The sequence below is a fragment of the Paenibacillus sp. sgz302114 genome, from assembly GCF_056120345.1.
This window is the reverse complement of the sequence record NZ_JBVYOI010000001.1, coordinates 206,557-230,049: the sequence shown is the minus strand read 5'-3', so window position 1 is coordinate 230,049 and position 23,493 is coordinate 206,557. Positions and strand designations below refer to the sequence as shown.

Annotated in this window: 19 protein-coding genes; 6 read left to right on the top strand and 13 right to left on the bottom strand. The window is 50.5% G+C overall.

Annotated elements, in window-relative coordinates:
• Nucleotides 1-12 precede the first annotated feature (12 nt).
• From AC0LWF_RS01000 to AC0LWF_RS00975, 6 genes are all read right to left on the bottom strand, one after another.
• Complete coding sequence (locus AC0LWF_RS01000; protein ID WP_474650443.1) at nt 13-870, bottom strand: carbohydrate ABC transporter permease; 858 nt, start codon at nt 868-870, stop codon at nt 13-15.
• Nucleotides 871-889: 19 nt separating this feature from the next.
• Nucleotides 890-1,840, bottom strand: a complete 951-nt coding sequence (locus tag AC0LWF_RS00995; RefSeq protein ID WP_474649717.1) for a carbohydrate ABC transporter permease — start codon at nt 1,838-1,840, stop codon at nt 890-892.
• A gap of 12 nt (nt 1,841-1,852) precedes the next feature.
• Nucleotides 1,853-4,819 (bottom strand): extracellular solute-binding protein, encoded by a 2,967-nt coding sequence (locus tag AC0LWF_RS00990; protein WP_474649716.1) that lies wholly within the window; start codon nt 4,817-4,819, stop codon nt 1,853-1,855.
• 242 nt (nt 4,820-5,061) lie between these two features.
• Entirely contained in the window at nt 5,062-6,477 is a 1,416-nt protein-coding gene (locus AC0LWF_RS00985; RefSeq protein ID WP_474649715.1) for an ABC transporter substrate-binding protein, read from the bottom strand.
• 29 nt (nt 6,478-6,506) lie between these two features.
• Nucleotides 6,507-8,285, bottom strand: coding sequence for a sensor histidine kinase (locus AC0LWF_RS00980; protein ID WP_474649714.1), 1,779 nt, complete (start codon nt 8,283-8,285; stop codon nt 6,507-6,509).
• A gap of 16 nt (nt 8,286-8,301) precedes the next feature.
• Entirely contained in the window at nt 8,302-9,963 is a 1,662-nt protein-coding gene (locus AC0LWF_RS00975; RefSeq protein ID WP_474649713.1) for a response regulator transcription factor, read from the bottom strand.
• A 310-nt stretch (nt 9,964-10,273) separates the two neighbouring features.
• On the opposite strand from AC0LWF_RS00975, the gene AC0LWF_RS00970 reads away from it, so the two are divergent.
• On the top strand, nt 10,274-10,723 hold the full coding sequence (locus tag AC0LWF_RS00970; RefSeq protein WP_474649712.1) for a MarR family winged helix-turn-helix transcriptional regulator: 450 nt from the start codon (nt 10,274-10,276) through the stop codon (nt 10,721-10,723).
• Nucleotides 10,724-10,725: 2 nt separating this feature from the next.
• Nucleotides 10,726-12,201, top strand: a complete 1,476-nt coding sequence (locus AC0LWF_RS00965; protein ID WP_474649711.1) for a DHA2 family efflux MFS transporter permease subunit — start codon at nt 10,726-10,728, stop codon at nt 12,199-12,201.
• A gap of 95 nt (nt 12,202-12,296) precedes the next feature.
• Here AC0LWF_RS00965 and AC0LWF_RS00960 read toward each other — a convergent pair whose 3' ends face one another.
• Entirely contained in the window at nt 12,297-13,313 is a 1,017-nt protein-coding gene (locus AC0LWF_RS00960) for a Gfo/Idh/MocA family protein (protein WP_474649710.1), read from the bottom strand.
• Nucleotides 13,314-13,508: 195 nt separating this feature from the next.
• Between AC0LWF_RS00960 and AC0LWF_RS00955 the strand changes: the two genes are divergently transcribed.
• Nucleotides 13,509-14,381 carry a helix-turn-helix domain-containing protein gene (locus AC0LWF_RS00955; RefSeq protein ID WP_474649709.1) on the top strand — a complete coding sequence of 291 codons (873 nt, stop codon included), beginning with the start codon at nt 13,509-13,511 and terminating at the stop codon, nt 14,379-14,381.
• Nucleotides 14,382-14,401: 20 nt separating this feature from the next.
• Complete coding sequence (locus AC0LWF_RS00950) at nt 14,402-14,938, top strand: GNAT family N-acetyltransferase (protein ID WP_474649708.1); 537 nt, start codon at nt 14,402-14,404, stop codon at nt 14,936-14,938.
• A 280-nt stretch (nt 14,939-15,218) separates the two neighbouring features.
• Here AC0LWF_RS00950 and AC0LWF_RS00945 read toward each other — a convergent pair whose 3' ends face one another.
• From AC0LWF_RS00945 to AC0LWF_RS00930, 4 genes are read right to left on the bottom strand one after another with little or no spacing between them, the layout of a single operon-like run.
• The gene (locus AC0LWF_RS00945; protein WP_474649707.1) at nt 15,219-16,211 is read right to left on the bottom strand and encodes an aldose 1-epimerase; all 993 of its coding nucleotides are present in this window, start codon (nt 16,209-16,211) and stop codon (nt 15,219-15,221) included.
• Nucleotides 16,212-16,263: 52 nt separating this feature from the next.
• Nucleotides 16,264-17,079, bottom strand: a complete 816-nt coding sequence (locus tag AC0LWF_RS00940) for an alpha/beta hydrolase (protein ID WP_474649706.1) — start codon at nt 17,077-17,079, stop codon at nt 16,264-16,266.
• Nucleotides 17,055-17,987: an aldo/keto reductase gene (locus AC0LWF_RS00935; RefSeq protein ID WP_474649705.1), complete on the bottom strand. Its 933-nt coding sequence runs from the start codon at nt 17,985-17,987 to the stop codon at nt 17,055-17,057. Before AC0LWF_RS00935 ends, AC0LWF_RS00940 begins: the two co-directional genes overlap by 25 nt.
• Nucleotides 17,988-18,035: 48 nt before the next feature.
• Nucleotides 18,036-19,022, bottom strand: a complete 987-nt coding sequence (locus AC0LWF_RS00930) for a Gfo/Idh/MocA family protein (RefSeq protein WP_474649704.1) — start codon at nt 19,020-19,022, stop codon at nt 18,036-18,038.
• A gap of 124 nt (nt 19,023-19,146) precedes the next feature.
• On the opposite strand from AC0LWF_RS00930, the gene AC0LWF_RS00925 reads away from it, so the two are divergent.
• On the top strand, nt 19,147-19,752 hold the full coding sequence (locus AC0LWF_RS00925; RefSeq protein ID WP_474649703.1) for a DedA family protein: 606 nt from the start codon (nt 19,147-19,149) through the stop codon (nt 19,750-19,752).
• Here the strand turns inward: AC0LWF_RS00925 and AC0LWF_RS00920 are convergent.
• The gene (locus AC0LWF_RS00920; RefSeq protein ID WP_474649702.1) at nt 19,749-20,534 is read right to left on the bottom strand and encodes an arylamine N-acetyltransferase family protein; all 786 of its coding nucleotides are present in this window, start codon (nt 20,532-20,534) and stop codon (nt 19,749-19,751) included. The genes AC0LWF_RS00925 and AC0LWF_RS00920 overlap by 4 nt on opposite strands.
• Nucleotides 20,535-20,654: 120 nt before the next feature.
• On the opposite strand from AC0LWF_RS00920, the gene AC0LWF_RS00915 reads away from it, so the two are divergent.
• Nucleotides 20,655-21,539, top strand: a complete 885-nt coding sequence (locus tag AC0LWF_RS00915) for an AraC family transcriptional regulator (protein WP_474649701.1) — start codon at nt 20,655-20,657, stop codon at nt 21,537-21,539.
• A gap of 121 nt (nt 21,540-21,660) precedes the next feature.
• Here AC0LWF_RS00915 and AC0LWF_RS00910 read toward each other — a convergent pair whose 3' ends face one another.
• On the bottom strand, nt 21,661-23,430 hold the full coding sequence (locus tag AC0LWF_RS00910; RefSeq protein ID WP_474649700.1) for an ABC transporter substrate-binding protein: 1,770 nt from the start codon (nt 23,428-23,430) through the stop codon (nt 21,661-21,663).
• Nucleotides 23,431-23,493 lie beyond the last annotated feature (63 nt).

The following is a 23,493-nucleotide window of genomic DNA, read 5'->3' as shown; positions in this document are numbered from 1 at the left end:
GCAACCGCCTCCCTATGATTTGATCCCTGAATACACCATCGTATTCATGACCAGCTTTTGGAACAGAAGAAAGATCAAGATTGGCGGAAGAGTAATCAAGAAGGTGCCGGCTGCAAGAGCGCCGGACCGCGCAACGACACCCGGTCCCCCAGCTAGCGTCTGGATCGCCAGCGGTAGTGTCTTCATCGACTCGCTCGTCGTGAATACAAGCGCCGAGAAGTAGTCATTCCAGTTGGCAATGAACGAGAAAATGATTAGCGTCGCCCAAGCCGGCTTACTGACCGCCATAATGACTCTCCAGAAAATTCTCCATTCCGATGCGCCGTCGATATGTGCTGCTTCGATCAAGGCATCCGGAATCTGGTCGAAGAACTGCTTCATCAGGAAGATGTTGAAAGCAACAGCGACCTTAGGCAATATCAACGCCCAGTACGAGTTTACAAGTCCAAGGCCCGACACAATCAGATAAGTCGGAATTTGCGTAACTTGTGGCGCGAACATGAGCGCTGACAGAATGACGGCAAAGATGAATTTCGCGCCCGGCGGTTTGTGCTTAGACAGCACGTACGCGCCTAGACTGCAGACGACGAGGCTCAGCCCCACGATCGCGCATGAAACGAATACGCTGTTGAAGATATAACGGGAGAACGGAACAACCGAGCTGTCAGTCGCCGTGAGCAAATCGAAAAAATTGCGCATGGTCGGCTTTTGCACGAAAAATCTCGGTGGGTATAAGAAGAGCTCATCAAGCGGCTTAAACGCCGTAGAGATCATATAAATGATAGGCAGAGCCGTAAAGCCGACTAAGGCAATCATAAACAGGTATAGCAATCCCCTGCTGAAGCGGGCTGCAAATTTCGTATAGCTCATCGTCACGTCCTTTGGCCCCCTATTGATCTTTAGATGATAACAATCTCATAACGATACGTCCCAAGCCCAACGTGACGAAGAACAGGAATACCGCAATGGCAGACGCATATCCTAGCTCGAAGCGAATGAATGCATAGTCAAAGAGATGTGAGATAATCGTATGCCCCGCATAGTTCGGACTCGGCATCCCGGCCATGGCCACTGCAATATCGAACACGCCGAAAGCGGCCACAATGGAGTTGACGGCGCCGAACAGCAGCTGCGGCTTCATCAGAGGCAGCGTAATATACCATAATTCCTGGAACTTGCCTGATATGCCGTCAATCGATCCCGCTTCATACAGCTCCGGCGAGACATTCTGCAAGCCGGCGAGGAAGACGAGGAAGCCGGTTCCCATACTCATCCAGAGGGATACGATGATAATGACCGGCATGATCGTATCCGGATCCGTCGTCCATAGAATCGGCTCGGAGATCATCCCCCAGCTAAGCATCAGGTTGTTTAATAGGCCGTATCTGTCGCCGGAGAAGATATATAGCCAGACGATCGATAACGCGATGCCGCTCGTAATGGACGGCACGTAGAATGCCAGAGAGAAGAGCATCCTGGCACGCAGCGAGTTAATAACCCATGCAAGCATAAACGATAAACAATAGCTGAGAGGACCCGCGATGACCGCGAAGACAAACGTGTTCTTGAGCGACTTGATGAATATATCATCTTCCAGGAACAAGACGCTGTAATTCGACAGTCCGATCCATTTCGCCGGTTGCAGCATGTTGTAATAGGTGAAACTCAAATAAATGGATTGGACGACAGGAATAACCGTGAAGACAATAAACAGAATGAGGAACGGACTTAAGAATAAATAGCTCAGCGCGTTCTTCTTCATCGCATTCGTTAATTTGAACCGGCTCGCTTTCTGTGCCGTCAGCTGAATCGGATTGTTCACTTCCAAACTGCTTTCCATAGCACTCCTCCTCTACTCCGGTCCCACGCCGAACTCTTTCTGCTTGGCTGCCAGTTCTTTATTAATATCTTTGATGCCTTTCTCGAACGACTCCCGCGTGTTCTCGCCGCCGAGAACGACCCGGTTCCATGCGTTGTCGATATTACGTCCCGTGAAGTAGCCACCGAGCACGTATGGCTGTTCCTTATAGAACTTCCATTGATCCGTTAGTGCTTTCAAGTCATCATCCGGCCAAGGAAGATCGGTGAAGGCCTCTACGTTGGCGGTATTCCAGCGAGCCTCGACGCCTAGCAGCGCCTCCAGCTCCTGGCCGAACTGGACTTGGCTGTCCTTGCTCGTCCACCATTTCAGAAACTCCCATGCTTCCTTCTGATGCGTAGATTGCTTGAAGATTGCTACCGATTGCGCGGCGCCGCCGCTCGTGCGGTCGATAGATCCGTCTTCCTTCTTATGTCCCGGAGAAGGCGCGATCCCCCAGCGGCCGACAAGCTCTGGCGCAGCCGTTGAGAGCAGGACATAGGTCTGGTAATCGCATATGCCGATTGGCATTTCGCCTGTGCGGAAGCGGTTGAAGAAGTTCGCCTGAACCGGGAACTTGTAATTGGTGTAGAGCTCCGTCCACTCGGTAAAGGCTTGGAATGCTTCCGGCGTATCCAGCGCAGACTTCTTGCCGTTGTCGCGGTAGTATTCCCCGCCGTTCTGATACAGGAATGGCATGAAGCCTAGCGATGTGATCGGATAATACATCTGCATCCCGTTCTGCTGCAGGACAGGCAGCATGGCGTACACGTCATCCCACGTCTGCGGCACGCTGAGGCCAAGCTCCTTCAAAATATCCTTCCGATACACAAGCACGTTGAAATCCTGGTTCTCCGGAAGCGCGTAGCTGCCGCCACTATATTGAAAAGGAATCAATGAGCCCGGAAGGAATCGTTTGCTGACTTCCTTATAATCCGGGAATTGAGACAGATCGACCGAAGCGTCCCGGATGGCGAATTCAACCGGCAAATGCGCTTCGACGCCAGTTGCGACGTCCGGTGCATGCCCCGAGCTCGCAGATAAGAGCAGCGTATTGACCGCGCCTGAATTCAGCTGGCCGGCTGGCAGCGTGTTCACATTGATGCGAATACCGGTTTCCGGCGTGAATTCTTCCTCCGCCATCTCCTTCATAATCTCCGCCCACTCTTTACCTCTCGCCACCCATACATTAAGAACCGGTGCATCTTCCTTTACGTTTCCGCCATCGGTGTAAACGCTGCCTACTCCCGTATAGTCCTTCGTAAAGGAGGCAAAGAAGTTCTTGATCGTGCTGACCGACTTCTGGAAGAAGTTCGACTTCACGTTCGGATAATGGGTATCCGGAGCGCTAATCAACAGATAGTCCATGATGAGCGGCACATTCTGCAGCCCCATCAAGAGCGTGCTGAGATTGGTCTGGCTGTTTGCGAGCTCCGACAATTGCCTTGGAATCGAATCGGGATTGCGGACCATTTTCTCGAATGTCGACTTGATCATCCGCAAGCTGTTAACCGTACTCGGTTCATCCTCGGATATGGCGCTCAGCGCATCCATCTGTACCCCAATGTCATCCGCGATTACCTTCAAATTGTCAATCAGCTCCGGCGCTTTCTTCCCGAGCTCGTATTCAAAGTTCGGGTCTGGCGTAGGGCCTGTTATCATAATGATTCGTCTGTACAAGTCAGAGAGCTTCTGCGTATCCGCCGTCAACCCTTCGATAATGCCACGATAAGGGCCAGTCTCGGCTACCATTGTGATCGTGTGCTCGCCTGCGGGCAAGTAGAAGAGCAATGGATCCTTATTGCCGCTCTGATCATGGAGTGTTTCGATTCTCCAGTTGCGGGAGTAAGTGAACGGATACTCTTCCAGCTCTTTGAAAGGCACTTTACCGTCTATGAGAATTTGACGATAGGATGGAAGCCCATCGCCCCACCATTGTCCGAATTTGAGACCGATCTTATATAATCCGTCCTTCGGAACCGTGAATGTCCAAGCTGCTTTCTGGCCGCCTTTTCTCCAGCGCCAGTCGCCGAATGCGTTCAGCTTGATTCTTCCGTTCCCCGCCGGTTCCATTAACGGATCGCCGTTCGATTCCCTGCGGATGGTCGGATCGGATTTGATCGGGTTGTCCTCCGCTTGCACTTTCACGTTGACCTCATCAACTTGCTTATAGCCATTCTTCTGATAGGTCTTTTCTACGTTTTTATAGGACGGCACTTGTTCCGGCGCTGTGACGCTAATATCTCCGAGTGCAACCGGCTCGTCCAAATAGTTGAAACGCACAACGTGCTTGCCTGCGGTCAGATAATATTGAAAAGGCTCTGCATACTGTCCGTTGCCGTCCGATATCGGAAGCTCCATCCACACAGGCTTCTCGACCTGCTTCGGCCGGACGTCGTCGCCTTGATTGTTCTGAGCCGGGTCGCCGAAATCTTTCCAGCTTCGCATGAAATAAATACGCTGCGCCTCGCGGAAGGGACTCTTCCCGTCAATGAGCAGCTCGCGCTGGATCGGCATCCTTTTGCCTTCCAGCGGGTAATAATTGACATTCAGATTGTATAGACCGTCGGACGGAACATTGAAGGTCCATTGAAGCGATGTAGTATCCTTCTCCCAGACGAGAGCATCCGCATGGCCATCGACCGTTTTCATCCCAGGCTTGGCGCCTTCGAATGCCGAGTAATCGTTCGCATTAATGATAAGCTCGGTTCCCTTGGCGGGTTTGTAGCCCTTCTGCACATATTCAGCGAGCGTCTTCCCGTAGGTTGGCTGCAAAATCTCATCGTTCGAGAGCAATGACATATCCGCCCCAGCAATGCCTTGATTCTGGTTACGGTCCCGCAGCCGTTCGCTGGCATAAGATTGCGGATTACCTGCGATGGTGGCTGATAGGACGAATAGCGTGATCGTTACAAGCATGACCTTCTTCCGTTTCAATGCAAATAACCATTGCCGTTTCAAGAGACATCACCTCTCTATCTTTGGAGTCAATCTTCCCTTCTTCAAGAAGCCTTATATTACGAACACTCCAATAGGTTTACTCCATTAGCAAGCCTCCCAGCATTCGATTTAGCCAAACGTTTCAACTTATCCATTCAATTGTAAACGCTTTTATAAGAAAGGTTAATGTGACTAAGTTTGCGTTTTGTGTAGTCTTTTTACTTCATCAGGCTGCTAGTAAAGAAATCACACATAAGCAAGGGTTATAAACTGATAGGCGAGCTTTCCGACTTGATTTGTCCATCCAAGTTTTCTTCCTTTAGTTCGGTATCAATGTGCTTCTTCATCTCTTCCAGCAGTGCTTTTGGACTGCCCTGCAACTTGACCGCGAGATTCTGCACTTTATACATTTCTTGCCACATATACCCGCCAATTGGCGAAACCGGACGAATATGGGCATGCTCAAGCAGCTGGACGAATACGTCCAAATGCTCCTTCTTATTCTGACCAAGCCGCTCGTTCACTTCTGGAATGCTCGCCAAATCGTTTGTACCGCCTGAACGCCCCGTCCAGAGCATCGAGCCTTCTTTGCCCGCGACGAATTTAATAAATCGCCAAGCTTGCTCCTGGTGCTTCGCTCCTTTTGGCATGACAAACGACCATCCGCCCGACCATGTAACATTTCCGTTTCCATCCGACGTAGGCATCGGGGCAATACCCCAATCGAATCTCGCATCGTCCATATCGTTTAGCAGCCAGTTTCCCTCATACATAAACCCGATTCTGCCGCTTACAAACGGATTTCGGCCCGTTTCTCTCATCGAATCCGTAAAGCCGGCTAGCTGCTTCACTCCATACTTTCTGGCGTAACCTTGCATCCATTCCAGCGCTTGCACAATATGGGGATCGTTAGGCGTGAGCTGTCCTTCCTTCTCCCACTCGCCGCCGAAATTCCAACCATGTGTATATAAGAATCCTTGAGCCTGCCAAGGGATAAAGCCTACTTGATCATAAAAGCCTTGTTTATTCAGCTTGTACATTTTCTCCGCCATTGCATCTAACTCGGCAATCGTATGGGGAGGCTTATTCGGATCGAGGCCCGCTTCCTCCATGAGCGATTTGTTATAGTACATTGCCCGGCTGTCTACATTCCAAGGAAGGGCGTAAGTTCTGCCGCCAAATTGCGTTTCTTCCCACACGTTCGGGTAATAAATCGAAGCCATTCCATCTCGGTTCACTTGATTAGACAAGTCCTCTAAAGCGCCCATAGCCGCCCATTCGCCAACTGCGAACCGGTCAAACATCGCGACGTCCGGCGCCTGACCGCCTGCGATAGCCGTTAATAACTTGTCCGATACTTGCGAATTGTCGGAGTTCTCGACAAAGGTCATTTTGACGCGAATATCCGGATTAGCCTCCTCGAATGGCCTCACAACTGTCTCATAGAATTCATTTTGAAACCCGCCGCCCCAAGGAAACCAGAAGCTGATGGTTACTGGATTGCCGCTTCTCGGCACATCGCTCGCCATGTCCGGATCTATAGCAGCCTGCCCTGTGGCTGCCGACGGGCTCGTAATCGATCCGCTGTCGGAACAAGCATACATGAATACGAAGATGAAACACATGAGAACGACTAGGTACACAATAGAAGCCTTACCTCGATGCACAAGCATTTTCATCAAATACATCCCCTTAACTCATACTCATATCACGCCATAAGCGGGATTGTCATCGCAACCTCGGTCCCTTGCCCTAAATGGCTCTTAATCTCAAGGCCGTACTTCATCCCGTAAGCGATCTGAATTTGGGAATGAATATTTCGCAGGCCAAAATGACGATGCTGCTCCTTCGCCCCCTCGCCGCACAACAGAAGCCGCAGTTCTGAGAGCTTATCCGGTCCAATCCCTGCTCCATCGTCTGTAACGATAAACTTGAGACATTCGCCCTCCCGGGTAAAGGCGACATCAAGCCTCCCTTTGCCCCGTTTCTTCTCGAGCCCGTGATAAATCGCATTCTCAACAAGCGGCTGAAAAATATATTTGAGCACTTTGTACTCCTCAAGCGACGGATCAACATGCATATGAAGCTCAAACTTATCCTTGTAACGAACCTTCTGAATCGTCATATAGCTGTCCAGCAGTTGAACGATCTGGCTGACATTCACCTCATCCCTGCCCTCGCTCAAGCTAAGCCGGAAATACTTGGACAGGCCGAATATCATCGTGCTGATATCGTTAACCTTGTGGATCCGCGCAAGCCAATGAATGGAATCGAGGGTGTTGTACAGAAAATGGGCGTTAATTTGCGAACCTAATATTTTAAGCTGAAGCCCTTGCTCTAGCAATTTTTGCACATAAAGCTGATTGATAAGTTCCTTAATACGGGAAACCATCTCGTTGAAATGATTATACATGTAGCCGAATTCATCCTTGCGCTTGTCTTCAATTTGCACGTCGAAATTACCGGTTTTTGCTTTGTTCATAGCTTGGATCATCTTCTTGAGCGGCCTATGTACAGTTGTAGCCATAATAACGGCAAACAAAATACCGATGAATGAGAACAGCACGACAAGCGATAGCATGAACCACTTGATATCCGCGGTCTCCTTCATGAGATCCTGACGCCGAAGCATGCCAATGAGCGTCCAATTGTTCGTTTCCAGCCGATTATAGACGAGGAGCATTGGTTCCCCGTTCATCGTTTTTCTAATAATCCCTTGATCTGTTTCCGCAGGCGTGAAGTCAAGGCTGCTAGATAACCGCATTCCGTCTTGGTCACCTACGATTTGTCCCTTGCCGTCGATGATGACATTCGAGCCCGACCCATTGTAATCAATCTCCGACAGCATCCCCTTGATCTCAGCCGGATCTATTTCGTAGATCAGCACGCCGAGAACTTCACCGCGCTTGCTGAAGTTTTTCTCAACTCTGCCGAAGCAGAATACGAGCTTGGAGCTCCAATTAACGAATGAAGGACGAATGCCAAAGTAAACCACCTGGCCGTTCGCCTCCCGAATTTGCTTATACCAGTCTTTATCCTGATATTCGTTGGAAAAGGTATTATAGACGGGAAAAGAGTCCTTAGGCGAATAGCGGAAGGAAGAGCCTTTCTCGCCTAATAAATAAATATTGGAAACGTCATTTCTTGAATTGACCCAATTCGATAAGAAGGCTGTGTTCGCGTCATTGATCTGAATTCGTTCAAGCTCGGATTTATAGTTTCCGCTTAGCTGCTTCTGAATCTCCTTGTTGCCAACGATCAGCAGTGAACGGTCCTCATAGTCTTGCAATAGATTGTCGAGCCTCTTGCCCACTTGCTGCGCATTCTGAAGCGCCATACCGCCAAATTTGTTCTCTATCATCTTGGTCGATTTATAATAAAATAAGCTGCCCATCACCGTAATGATAATCAACATGCTGGCGACGTAAATTAAGAACACCTTCACGCCAACCGCAGGGAGCTTCGAGCTTCTGCTTAACCACCACATGGATGAGTTCTCCCTTCTATGCGCCGTAATTACGATATTGAGAAGGAGTAATCCCTTCTAATTCTTTGAAATTTTTCACAAAATAACGGAAGTCTCTGTAGCCTACCTGTTCTGCCACTTCATATATTTTGAGCGAGGTTTGTTCTAGCAGCTCCTTCGCTTTGGCGATCCGAACGCGTATCAAATAGCGGCTAAGCGTTTCCCCCACTTCGGCATGAAATACTCGGCTAAGATACGAGGGATTCAAATAGATCTGTTTGGCGACATGATTAAGTCCGATCCCCAGATGATAATTATCTTGGATGAATTGAAGGGCCGAATCGATCGTGTATTTCTGTCCATATCCAGAAGCACTGGTGTCTTTCATAAGAAATGCGCTCATCACGGCATGCTTCCAATTATTTAACGGACTGCGGTATAGCTGGAGCTTCTGATGATACATGAGCACGCACGAATCTGAGCCGTTCCGCGCTTGGCACATGTCCTGCCATCTGGACAGCAGCATACCGATATGCGTGTTCATCTCACGGCGAACGGCCAGCGCAGAAGTCTGCTGAACCATATCCTGAAGCAGTGTGATCTGTTGATCGAGAAGATCGGACAGCTTGCCCTCATCCTTTAGCTTGATCGCGTGGAAAATACGATTGAGCCAAGCCGTATCGAGCGCTTCGACTTTCATGCCATTGTAAGGCTCGTCCACAGCATTGACAGCAAATACGTTCTGAGGTTCGTTGTCATTTGCCGTTGGTCCGAAGATTTGACCAGTCCCTTGCGCCAAATATTCCACGCTATTTGTAAGCGCTTCCCTAAATGTGAATAATAGCGATCTTCCATTTCCGATTTGGCTCGCTCCAATGCTTATCCGAACGCCTAGAACTTCGAACGCTTCTTCTATGGCGCGATTCGCGCAGCCGAGTACTTCATAATATTGATCGTTCACATCCTGTTTACAAGAGGAGACGATAAGCGCCACATCTGAATACTCGTTATCATGCAAAGGACAGGCCAAAGCCTTTATCTCAGCTTCCTTGAATATCTCCTCTATGAGATTGCCAATCGCATATCGCAAGAGCGAGCAGCCGGTTTCATCGAGATGCCTGTCTCCCCACTCGTGCACAACAGCCGATAACACAATCAGCTTGTTCGGATTTAAATCAATTTGGAGCATCTCCCATTTGGAAAGCAATTCTTGCTCCGGTATCGGACGGGACAAACACATTTCCAGATGCTTCTGTTTAGCAAGGGGCAGACTTTCCCTCATGCGGCCTGACAGCTCCGCCATCTTGCAGTTCATCTCATTCTTTTGCTTTATTTCGCCCACGCAGCGCTCGACGACCGCAATAAGGTCGTCCTCTTCAATGGGTTTGAGAATATAATCGCTTGCCCCCAGCTTGATGGCTTTCTGAGCATAGGCGAAATCGTCGAAGCCGCTAATAAAGATTACCTTTACATCTATATCGCGATTCTTCAGCTCGTTGAACAATTCCATGCCATCCATTGTAGGCATTCTTATATCAGAAATGATGATGTCAGGCGGATTCTCTTCAATCAGCTTCAGCGCTTCTATTCCGTCTTCGGCATCACACATAAATCGAACGCCATACGATTCCCAGTCGATGGTTTGTTTTAAACCTTCTCGAATCCAGTGTTCATCATCGATGACCATGAGCTTTATCAACAACGTTCACTCCTTATTCGAACCACGTAGTAGTAGTGTACTTCAAACCTTGGAACCCCTTACATGAGAAAATTATCCATTTCGGAGATTATACAATAATCTGACAGGAAATTGGTCTTTTGTCGCAATTTTAGAGAAATCGCAAAGTTCATTCACCATGTTGGACAGGCTAAAGCTAAGATAACTTTCATTTTAGTCAAATGAAATTAATATATATGTCGATATTGACATATGTCGTTGGATCGTTTTATAATACTTCGCATGCGAACTATTTGGATAAGAACGATTATGGCAAGGATGGTTGATGTTTATGGATGATCAGCACTATGAGAGAACCGTGCAGATCTTGCATTCATTCCGCGAAATTCATCAAATCCATTATCAGATGCTCCTCAAGATCGCCCAGCAGCACGGTATTACGCCACAGCAATTTCTCGTGCTGAGATCGCTGGCTTGCAATCCCGAGATGAAGCTGGCTGATTTATCCGATGAGCTGCACCTTGGCAACAGTACGACAAGCGGGATTGTTGACCGCATGGTAGAAGCAGAGCTCATCTGCCGTGAACGTTCGCTTACGGATCGGCGTTCGGTTACGCTGAGGCTTGCAGAGAAAGGCGAGCACATCTGGAACAAATTAGTGGATAGCAAGATGGATTGGGTTACGCCGTTTATGCAAATTTCAGCTGAAGATCAAATCGCTTTGCTCCGCATCCACAAACAAATCGTACACATCTTAGAGAAAACTCGAAAGGAAGATTAATTGTGACAACTGCTACTTCAAACGCTCTACGAAGAGGCCCTATCGTTGCGTCGCTGCTCATAGCCGCGTTCGTCGCGCTGCTCGCCCAGACACTGCTTAACGTCGCGCTGCCGAGCATGATGAAGGATTTAAACGTCAATGAAAACACCATTCAGTGGCTTATCAATGGTTACATGCTCGTTAACGGCGTGCTTGTACCAATTAGCGCATTTCTAATTTCCCGGTTTACGACACGCAAGCTGTTTCTTACTGCAGCAGGCTTGTTCGCAGTCGGTACGATCATATGTGCCTTCTCGCCGAACTTTACATTCTTGCTCTCCGGCCGTCTCATTCAGGCCGCTGGAGCCGGCATTCTAATGCCGCTTATGACCATCGTCTTCCTAACCATCTTCCCGGTTGCCGAACGCGGCAAAGCGATGGGCATGATGGGGATCGCAATGATCTGTGCACCAGCAATCGGTCCTACACTATCCGGTTATGTTGTTGAGCACTACTCGTGGCATGTTCTTTTCTACATTATATTGCCACTCTCGCTGTTTGCATTTGTTTATGGCGCATATTCCATGAAGAACGTTGTGAAGACCTCCACTCCGAAGCTCGATACGCTTGGCGTCATCTTGTCCACTATCGGTTTCGGCGGAATACTGTATGGCTTCAGCGATGCCGGCGCAGACGGCTGGGATAGCTCAACGGTAATTGCCTGCCTTATCGTAGGCGCGGTCGCCCTTGTGCTCTTCGTATGGCGTGAACTGACTGCCGAGAAGCCGCTCCTTGAGCTGAACGTCTTCAAATACGGCATGTTCTCGCTGACAACGATCATTAACATCATCATTACAATGTCCATGTATTCCGGTATGGTTCTGCTTCCGATCTACCTGCAGAATATCCGCGGCTTCTCGCCTGTCGATTCCGGCTTGCTGCTGCTTCCTGGCGCAATCTTGATGGGTATTATGTCGCCGGTAACGGGCATGATATTCGATAAGATCGGCGCACGCTGGCTTGCTGTTGCAGGCTTGACCATTTCGGCGCTGACAACTTACGAATTCAGCACGCTCACGGTCGATACAACCTATGCGCACCTGATTGTTACCTACACGCTTCGTATGTTCGGGATGTCCATGCTCATGATGCCGATTCAAACTGCAGGCCTCAACCAGCTGCCGCAGCGACTGAACGCACATGGTTCCGCGATGTCGCAAACGCTTCGTAACGTAGCCGGCGCATTAGGTACAGCGCTGCTCGTAACGATTATGTCCAACAAAGCAGCTTCCGTAGCTAAAGAGCTTGCAATTGCCGGCAAGATTGATCCGAAGGATCAAGTGAAGATGGCCGATGTCATTCAGCATGCAACCGTAACGGGCATTAACCACTCCTTCACGATTGCAACATGGTTAACAGCCGCAGCGCTCCTCCTTGCTTTCTTCATCAAGAAGACGAAGCCGCAGGAAGATAAGATTGTGCAACAGAAGGCTTCATAGTCTGCGGTTCATATAGAAAGCCGGTTGTTCCTTAGCGGAGCAACCGGCTTTCGTTGTTTTATAAACAATGACTTTTGACTTTACCGTATGGTTCGTTACAGCATGACTTTCTTGCCCGTGCGTGCGCTCTCCACGGCACCGAACACCATCGCTACACTTTTAATATTATCGAGGCAATCCGTCTCTGCTGGGCGTCCTTCCTCAAGTGCCGCAAACATCTCATCGAAGCAGCCGAAGTGGCCTTGCTGCCCGTTCCACACTTGCTTGCCTTCAACGCTGATCATTTCACGAATGAAACTCTCCGGCTTCGATGTATCGACATATTCGCAATGCGGCATCCCCGCTCCGTCCCAACGAGCGCCGCCCTTGCTGCCGGTTACGCGCCAATCTGCTTCCCATGAGGTGTTGAAGCCATCGGCGCACCAAGAGCCTCGATAGCTGAATACCGAGCCGTCGCTCATCTCGAAGATACAGATGGCCGAAGCATTGCCTTTGTACCATGAACCCGGAGGGTTGAACTCATGACAGTAGACGGACACCGGATCCGCGTCAATGATGAACCGCGCCTGATCAAACGTATGGATCGCCATGTCGATAATAAGAGGGTTATCCATCGCGTCACGGAAGCCGCCAAAATGCGCACCTAGGAAGAAGTCCGCATGAATGGAGCCGACGGTGCCAATCGTATCTGCGCGAAGCAAATCGCGGAAGGAGCGGATTTGCGGCAGATAACGGCGATTCTGCATCACCGAGTAGCGCTTGCCGGTTTCATTGCTGATAACCACAATTTCCTTCGCATCCTCATACGACTCCGCCATCGGCTTCTCGCCGAACACATTACAGCCAGCGCGCATCGCTGTTATTGCGATCTGCTTATGGCTCGCTGGAATCGTTACATCGAAGACAAGATTCGCGCCAGTCGCTTCGAGAGCTGTAGCCAGATCGGTGAACGTCGGCACATCAAGCCCTTTTTTCGCTGCCATCGTCTTCGCACTTTCCTCAAAAATATCGACCAAGCCCACAATTTCAGCATTTTCTCGTTGCATTGCATAGTCAATCCACGTATTCGACATTCCGCCGCAGCCGGCAACTACGATTCGATGCTTCGCCATCGTTAATTCTCTCCCTGTATATGCAAATTGCAAACTAACTTAATCGTACAGAAAGTCATGCTGCTAGACTAGAAACGAAATTGCGAACTATTCGTACAATCTTCTGATAGTTTGGTAAAATAAAGCGGTACCACGACCGAAATACTCACCATTTCCAATAAAATCGTATGGATGCGCAGAGGAGCCTGAGTACCGATGACCGTCAGTCCGTTGAAAGAAAACACGCGAATGCCTGATCGTACGTTTCCGATCAATGTATTTCTCGTCTCCAGCATTCATCTGCATTGGCATGATCATATCGAATGGATCTATGTGAAGGAAGGCCGTGCACGCGTGCAAATTGATGCATCGTTCCAGCTATTGCAGAAAGGAGAGCTTGCCTTCGTCAATACGAAGCAGCTGCACAGCGCCGTCGCAGTGGAGCAGGGAACAGAGATGATCTCCATCGTCTTCAATGAAGCGCTCGTTCGGGGCAGCGGGCTCGATATTACGGAGCATCATTATTTTGTGCCATACTTGCAGCAGCAGCTGAAGTGGCCGAGCTGGATGCTGGAAGCCGATCCATTCATCGAAGAAATGAACGCCTCCTTCACTCGGCTCGTCGCCGAATTTCAAAGCAAAATGCCTGGCTATGAGCTGCTGGTGAAGGCAGAGCTGCTGCGTATCTTCGGCCTCTACTTCCGTTATGCCGAGCGGAGCGCGGATCAAGCTCTGGCTATGTCTCGCATTCCCAAGCAGAGAACGTATGACTTCACGCAATTGCTCCATACGCTGCGCGATCGGTTTCAGGAACCGATCAGCGTCGATGAGGCGGCTCGCATGGTGAACCTCAGCAAAGCGCATTTCTGCAAAGTATTCAAGCAGGTCACCGGCAAGACGCTTATCGAATATATCCACCTGCTGCGCGTGCAGGAAGCCGAGCGGCTGCTGCTCGATACGAACTACCCGGTCACTGAGATAGCCGAGCTCGTTGGGTTCTCCAACATGACATACTTCGGTCGTGTATTCAAAAAAATGCGCAGCCAGGCACCGACGGAGATTCGCAAGGGGCAGCAGCTGTTGTACTAAAATTGGAGGTGGAGAAGCATATGTTTCCGATACTTGAAACAGAGCGATTACGACTGAGAGAAATTACAGAAGCTGATATGGAGAGTGTATTCGCATGTTTCTCGAATCGAGAAGTAGCTCGATATTACGGCCAAGAGCCGTTCGAATCGATCGAACAAGCTGTGAAGCTGATTGGTTTATTCGCGACGAACTATGAGAAAAAACGCGGGATAAGATGGGGCATAGAACGCAGGGATGAACCGGGTTTAATCTGTACCATCGGGTTCAATGCACTCGTGCTCCCCCATCGCAGAGCCGAGATCGGCTATGAGATTCACCCTGAGCATTGGCGGAGCGGCTATGCATCCGAAGCGATCCGCTGCGTGGTATCGTACGGCTTCGACACACTTGAACTCGCCCGCATTGGCGCGGTCGTCTTCCCAGAGAATGAAGCCTCGAACACTCTGATGAAGAAGCTTGGCTTCCAACATGAAGGCGTGCTGCGCGACTATATGGTGCAGGGCGGACGTTCGTATAGTGCGAATGTGTACTCGCTGCTGCTGAGAGATGGTATTTGATCTCTCAGCTCCTTTTTTGCGCATTCCCGCCACTGAGAGATCGTAACTGATCTCTCAGCTGCTACTTGGCGCTAATCGGCCGATTCTGATGCTGAGAGTGCGCGTTGCGCTCTCTCAGCTCTCTCAAACCGCTATGTTACTTGGGCTGTGGTGCTGAGAGATCATATTGGATCTCTCAGACTCGTAAATCCAACAAAAAAATGCCGAGAAGCCAGTTGGACTGGTGTTCTCGGCACTCGCTTTGAGCCCGCATCATGCGGGCTTCTCTTATGGAATCGAATTATTTCACGTACAGGCGACCTGTCTCTTCCCAAATCTCGCCTGGTGCCAAGCTGAATAAGCCGATCTGATCTGCTGGCAGATCACTGAATGGCGCATTGACCAGGTTCACTTGCGGCTCTGGGCAGAAGAAGCCTTCTGTCGCGCCGTTGTTCCAGATCATCCACTGCTTGTACGATGTTCCAACATCATACACAAGCGTTGCACCATGCTGCGTATCGGTCAGCTCCATCCGGTTGCGGCCGTTCTGAGCGACTGCCGTATAGTGGTTGTCGAGTGACTCGAAGAACGGATAGACGCCTTCGCCCTTCATCAACTCTTCGTTTGCCGTCAGCGACTGATACTCGCCCGTTGGCAGCATACGCTCACTCATTTCCCAGCGGTCGCCTATCGTCAGCTTCAGCCGGTAATCCTTCGCCGAGCTGCCCGGTACGAACGGTGCGTTCACGGACGTATGGAACGCGAATAGGCATGGCATCACATCATCGCCGTCATTGCGGACCAGCACATGCTGATGCAAGCCGTCTTCACTGATCGCATAGCGCAGTTTAACCGTGAATTTATGCGGCAAATACGTGTATACTGCACTTTGCTCGTCCACTTTCAGCGAAACAACAACATAGCTTTCGGTTGCCGTCGTGCCGAAATCATCCACCGTCCACGTCTCGCTATGTACAAAGCCATGCAGATGGTTGCCCGTAGCTGGCTCGTTGACCGGGAACTGGTACGTGCGGCCGTTCCATGGGAACTTGCCGTCCTCGAACCGATTCGGTGGAATGAGCACCGGAATGCCATGAATGAATGGACGCGCCTTGAACGATTCCATCTCGTCCATCGTCGGCTCATGCAGCAGCTGCCAGCCCTTCGATGTATCGCGGAATGCGATCAAGTTGCCGCCAACCTCCGGCAGCATCGCTGCTTCGTAGCGGCCGAACTTCAGCCATACGGCAGGCTCGCCTTGATACGTGCCTTGAAACGCTTGATTATCGCTCATCGTTAGTTTTACTCTCCTTTTGCTACGTCACGGATACTGTAACGCCAAGCAATTAATACTGGTACCGCTTCAGCCATAGCCCACAAACCGTCGTCCAGTTCGCAACATGCGGATCGCTCTCGGCAAGTCCGAGGCCATGCTGACCTTGCTCATACACATGCAGGTCGAATGGAACACCTGCGCGGCGCAGCGCCAGCGCAAAGTTCAGGCTATTCTCCACCGGCACGGCTCCGTCATCCGACGTGTGCCAGAGGAAGGTCGGCGGCGTGTCCGTCGTCACTTGAAGCTCTCCGCTCAGCTGCACGATCATCGCCGGGTCCGGCTGCTCGCCTAGCAGATTGATCCGCGAGCCTTCATGCGTATACGGCGATTGCAGCGTAATGACCGGGTAGCAGAGGATAAGCTGATCCGGTCGGCACGACATGCGCTCGATCGGATCAACCGCCTCCGGCTTCCCGGCATCATAGTGCGTCCCTGCCGTCGACACAAGATGGCCGCCTGCGGAGAAGCCGAGCACGCCGATCTTGTTCTCGGCGATGCCCCATTCAGCCGCATGCAGGCGCACATAGCGGATCGCCCGCTGCACATCCAGCAGCGCTGCCGGGTATTGGTACGGCGCGACGCGGTAGCGCAGCACGAAGGCGGAGATGCCGATGCTGTTCAACCACAGCGCAATCGGCTCTCCTTCATGATCAGCACGCATGCCGTAGCCGCCGCCCGGGCAGACGATGACAGCGCCACTACTACCGCTGCCATCGCCTCCCACCAAGTATGGCGTCAGCGCAGGGCGATCTTCATCCGTCACTCCTGCTGCAAGCGGCGCGCCTTCAGGCCATAGCTCGACTAGTTGCTGCGCAGATCCAGCCATTTGATTTCCTCCACAGACAACTCAAGATTTGTTGCTTCCAGGCACGATTTCATCTCCGCTTCGTTACGTGCACCGATGATCGCCCCTGTCGGGAACGACTGGTTCAGAACGTAAGCAAGCGCGATTTGAATGGTCGATACGCCCTTTTCTTTACCCAGCTTCTCAGCACGGTGATAACGTTCCCAGTTATCGTCATTATAGAACACGCGGACCAAATCTGCATCTGTCCGATCTTCTGGCGTGAAGCGGCCAGTAAAGAAACCGCGCGCTTGGGATGACCACGACAGCAGCGGCAGGTTCGATTGCTCATGCCAAGCTAGAATTTCATCGTCAACGCTGATGCAATCCGCCCAGTATGGTTCTTTCGCTTTGGCAAGGCTCAGGTTCGGGCTGCTGAATTCGAAGCCGCGCAGACCGTTCTTCGCCGCATATTCATTCGCTTCCTGCAGACGAGCTGTCGTCCAGTTCGAGCCGCCGAATGTGCGGATACGTCCTGCTTCGATATGCTCGTTCAAGATGTCCACGATCTCGCCAACCGGCACGTTCGTATCGTCGCGGTGCAGCGCGTACAGATCAATATAATCCGTGCGCAGACGCTCCAGACTCGTCATAAGTTCATTATAAATCGCGTTCTTATTCACTTGCGGGCCATTCTGGTTCGGATGGCCTCCTTTTGTCCAGACGTTAATCTGTTCGCGGTTTTGGCGCTGCTCCATCCAAATGCCGAGCGCCTTCTCGCTCTCGCCGCCACTATAGATATAAGCGCTATCGATCGTGTTGCCGCCGATTGCTACATAATTATCCAAGACCTCGCTTACAGTCTCAATAATAGCTGGGCTGAAATAATCCGAGCCCATGATCAGTTGAGAAATCCCTTGCTTCACGCCTGGCAATTGAATCTGTTTCATTATAAGTTGCTCCTATTCTATATTCTCGTATAAGATAGATTAGTTCGACTAGATGCTTACACGCTTACGCGAATAAGCAGACTCGAGACAAGCGTCAATAACCTTCATATTGGCAACTGCATCGTCACCGGCAAAGTCCGCCTCTTGCTCGCCCCATACGATTCTCGCGAACGTATCGGCTTGGAGCGCATATTGATTGAAGACAGGCTGCTCGACCACGCGCTTGCCGCCCTTCGAATGAACGATGAAATCGAAGTTGCCGACGAACGCTTCCGGCACTTCAATACGTCCTTCTGTGCCAAGAATTTCGAGCGAATTCCGGAATGCCGCCCACATGCCGCAGTCGAATGTCAGTGCGACCTTGTTCGGGAATTCAACAATGCCTGACGCCATCATATCGACGTTGTCGTGCTCAGGCGAGAGCAGCGCATGGACGGTTGCCGCTTCTGGCTCCGAACCAAGAATGAGTCTTGCAGCGCTGAGCGGGTAACAACCTACATCATAGATCGAGCCGCCGCCCCAGTCTCTGCGGTAACGTACATTCTTCGAATCGCCGGCATTGTTGAACGTGAATGTGCCATGAAGGCCACGCAGCTCGCCGATCTCGCCAGATGCGATGATCTCAGCGATCGCCTTATAGCGCGGGTGTTGGCGATACATGAACGCTTCTGCCAGATGCACGCCATTCTTCTTAGCAGCATCCGCCATACGCTGTGCTTGCTGCGCATTCATCGCGATTGGCTTCTCGCATAGCACATGCTTGCCAGCTTCCATTGCGCGAATGGACCATTCCATATGTAAGTGATTCGGGAGCGGGATATAGATCGCATCGATCTCCGAATCAGCCAATATCTCTTCGTAGCTGCCGTATGCTTTTGGAATGCCAAGCTTCGCAGCAGTTTCTTCAGCTTTTGCAAGATCTCTGCTTGCAATCGCTTTCACTTCGCCCGTTTCAGAAAGTTTCGTACCTGGAATAACGGAATTCACGGCGATACTGGCACAGCCGATAACGCCCCAACGCAATTTACGAGTCAATGTGATTGCCACCTTTTTCAGAAATTGGATTCGTCCCTAGTATAGTCCATATTGATGTGGGAAGAAATATAAAACAACTACATTTTCATATAACAATCACGTCTCAACGAAAGTAGGAATTCGATTGGAACACCTCTTGGAGCTGCTCATTTTTCGCTATGGTTATGTAGGACTTATGCTCGCGCTTGCCCTTGGAATCGTTGGAATTCCTGTCCCGGATGAAGCATTGCTCACCTATTCCGGATTTCTCGTAAACAATGGAACATTGCATATGATATGGGTCATGCTCTGCGCTTTTCTTGGAGCTGCATTCGGCATTACGGCAAGCTACGGCATCGGCATCCGTTTCGGCCTGCCCTTCCTGCTCAAGTATGGCCCGAAGCTGCACATGTCCCCCGCCAAGATCGAACGCGCGCAAGGCTGGATGAACAAATACGGCAATTTGCTGCTATTCGCAGGCTTCTTCGTTCCAGGGCTCCGTCATTTGACTGCCTACATGGCAGGGATGTCGCGGCTAAAGCTGCGCACGTTCATGCTGTATGCCTACGCGGGAGCGTTTATCTGGAGCACGGTCTTCATCTATGTCGGCTACATGCTCGGAGAACAGTGGCTTACCGTTAAGCACTACGTCCACCATTACGGCTCCGCGTTCATCCTGTACGGTGCGATTGCCGCGCTTGCTCTCATCAGCTTGAAGCTGCTGCTCTCTATGAAGAAAGTGAAAGCCTAACGCTGGATGCCAAAATACTTCAGCAGCGCTGCGTCGAACTCCGCATCGTTCCCCGGCGTAAGCACTTCTACTTCTGAGTCTTTGAAAATACGCACCTCGTTGCCGAACACCGTTACGCGCCCTTCGCTTGTCCGGATCGCTAGAATCGGAGTCTGTCTAAAGATCGAATCCGGCGCGTTCTCACACCAAAAAGTCGCAAACTCATAATCTCCCGCAAGCTGCGGTTCCTCCGTAAACGAATAGATCCGGTGCCACTCGTCTCGCTTCAGCTCGGTTAGAAACCAACCAAACTCCGCATCCGGCTCCAGCCGGTAGATCTCTTCTCCCTGCGTTTGCTCCTTATAAGCAGTCATCTCAATCGGCTCTCTCGGCACAATTCCGCCCACCCCGACATCGCACAGATACGGCTGGCCATCCACGATAACCTTCAGCACCTGATGGCGGCGCTTCGGCGGCGAATCCGTGGAATCACGCCAGAACCTCGCGACCAGATCGGTAACATCATAGCCTAGCTCGCGCAGCAGCCAGCCGAACAGCGCATTCAGCTCGAAGCAGTAGCCGCCTCTTTGACGCGTGACGATTTTGTCATAAAGGCTAGTGATGTTCAGCGACAACGGGATACTTCTCAAAATATCCAAGTTCTCATAGGGAACCGCATGGAGATGGCAATATTGCAGCCTCGCTAGCACAGCTGCGCTTCCATCGATTGGTCCTGAGTAGCCAATTCGGTCCAAATAAGCTTTAACTTCCGGTCGTGCTTGTGGCTGTTGCTGTTGCTCCATCTTCATGTGACGCTCCTTTATCGTTGTTTGCGTTTCATTATAGCGCAGAACTGCGTATAATCAACATCAAATAGAGTGCAAACGGCTGTCATGTGAAAATAGATAAAGGATGCTGAGTGAATGACCGTTTATAGAGGGGAAATGTTTTTTCAGCAGGATGATTTTCCATTCCATATCCATCGGTATACGATTGCAAGAGGGGAGCATATCCCAACGCACACCCATGAGTTCGTCGAGCTTGTGTTCGTCGTCGAAGGGAGCGCCATCCATGAGATGTCCGGTCATACGTATCAGCTCGCTGCCGGAGATGTCTTCGTCGTGGAGCCGAATGTATATCACAGCTACACCTGCTCGCCGGACAAGGAGACGATTGTGTACAACGTGCTCTTCGATGCCTCTTTCCTTCAGCAGGAGATGGAAGTGCTGCAGCAGATGCCGTCCTTCGTGGGCTTCTTTTATCTCGTTCCTTTTCTGCGCAAAAGCCAATCATTCATCCCGTACCATCCGCTCCATCCTGCGCAGAGACTGCAAATCCAGTCCCATCTGCAGACGATTGAAGATGAATTCCGACAGCAGCGCGAAGGCTATCAGCTTATGATTAAGACTCGCTGGATTGAGTGCCTTGTCTGGCTGAGCCGCTATCATCAGGAGAATCGCAAATCGCAAAAACCTACCGCCATCAGTGATCAAGCATGGATGGAATCGATCGTCAACTATGTGGAGCTTCACTATTATCAGCCGTTCACGCTTCAGCAGCTCAGTCAGCTATGCGGTATGAGTGTCTCCTCGTTCACCGCCAAATTCAAAGAAGCGACTGGCCTCAGCCTCGTCGATTATAAGCATACGGTTCAAGTCCGCCACGCCGCGAATCTGTTGCAGACGACCGATAAGAAGGTGCTCGAAATCGCGCTGGAAGTCGGCTTCGGCGACATCAGCTTCTTCAACAGGATGTTCCGCAAGCATACGGGCGTGACACCTCGGGAGTACCGGAGCAAGCAAGATTAATGACGAGATTACAGCTAAGGATGGATGATCATATGAGATAAGCTAATTATCAGACTTGAAGCGGCGGCGATAACCAAACAAAAAAAAAGCGATGCAGATTTCTCTGCACCGCTTTTTTCTATTATTTCGAAGTCCAGAGTGCTACACGATCTTGAACGTACTTCGTGTATCCTGCTTCCATTTTCTTCACGCCTGCTTTATCAAGCTCAGCCATGTACTCATCCCAAATTTTATCGAAGTCAGCTGGTTTCGCCAAAATCGCTTGCGGGATGCGTTTCCATGTGATGTCTTTCATCTTCGTGCCAAGGATAGATACTTCGTCTTCGCCTGGAATTTGGATGTTCCATGCTGCGCCGTATGCCTTGATTTTGAACTCATCTTCTTTCGGGAACAGATCTTTCCACGTTGTCGCTTTGTAAGCCGCCAAAGTTTCTTTCTCTACATCGCTGTAGCCGTTTACGAGCTGCTCAGGGAAGTTCTTCGTGTAGTAGTTGCCGGACTCATCCTTCGCGCCGTCGCCGTAGTGAACCATCATGTTCCAGTAGAAGCCGATACCGGATTCTTTCGTGAATGCAGTGTTATCATTGTTGATGCGGTCTTGAACTTCTTTAGGTACTACGCGCTTGCCGTTCTCGATCTTGTAGTGCTTGCCTTCAATACCCCAGTTGTTGAGAACTTGGAACTCATCGGAAGCAAGGTAATCCAAGAACTTGATCGCGCGAACCGGATCTTTACATGTGCTGGAGATGGAGATACCATAGCCGCCCATGAAGCCTGTTGGCCAGAAATCGGCTTGTTTGATGTCTTTGGACATTGTTACTGGGTAGTGACCGTAAGTTTGATCGAACTTGCCTGCTGTTTTCAGAGCTTGCTGTGCATCGTTGTAATCCCAGTCTTGGTCGATCAGACCAAGCACGCGGCCTGTTGCGACTTTCGATTTGTATTGGTCATACTTTTGAACGAAGCTTTCTTTGTCAAGAAGGCCGATATCGTTCATATGGTTCAACCAACGGAAGTATTCTTTCTCTTCCGGACGACGGAAGTGGTAGATGGCTTCGTTCGTGTCTTGATTCACGAAATATTCGCCGTCATCGGAGCCGCCTGTTGTCGATACCGCAGGGTTCGTAACGGAGATGTACATATGCCAGTCGTCTGCGTTCAACGATACGCCGATGTTTTTGTTGCCGTTCTCATCCGTTGGGTGCTTCTCGAGGTACGATTTGATTACTTTCTCGTAATCTTCAACCGTACGAACTTCAGGGTAACCTGCTTCCTTCACGACACGGTGTTGAAGCTCGAAGCCGCCGCCTGCTACGAAGCGCTGCTCGTTTACTGCTGCCCAAGTTGGGATGGCATAGATGGATTGATCCGCATTCGTATATTTACCGCGAGCAAGGTTGTCGCCAAGCACGCGCTTAATATTCGGTGCATATTTGTTAATCAGGTCAGTCAAGTCGATAACTGCGCCTGCATCAACAAGCTTGCCGATATCGCCTTTCGCGGAAATCAGGTCCGGATACTCGCCGCTTGTTGCCATGAGAGCTACCTTCTGGGCAGGGTCGCCTACTGCGAATTCTGCGTCCAGCGTAACGCCGGTCTTCTTCGTCAGTTCTTTACTTACATCGTCTTGCATGTTATTCCAGTTCGGATTCGGGTCTTCCGCAAAGAACGAGAACGAGATCGGAGAAGTATCTTCCGCAGCTGCTGCGTCCTTGTTTGCATTCGCATCATTCGTTGCATTTGTATCGCCCGAATTCGCAGTTGTCGAATTGTTGCCTTTGTTTGCTTCACTGTTCGAAGTATCGTTGTTGTTGCTGCCGCATCCTGCGAGCAGACCTGCAAGCAGTGTTACCGACATCAGAACCGAAGCGGTTGTTTTCTTTCTTTGCATGTTGCAAACCCTCCTAATTATGTATGAATGAATATTGTATAAACAGGTTGCCCTGCGAACACC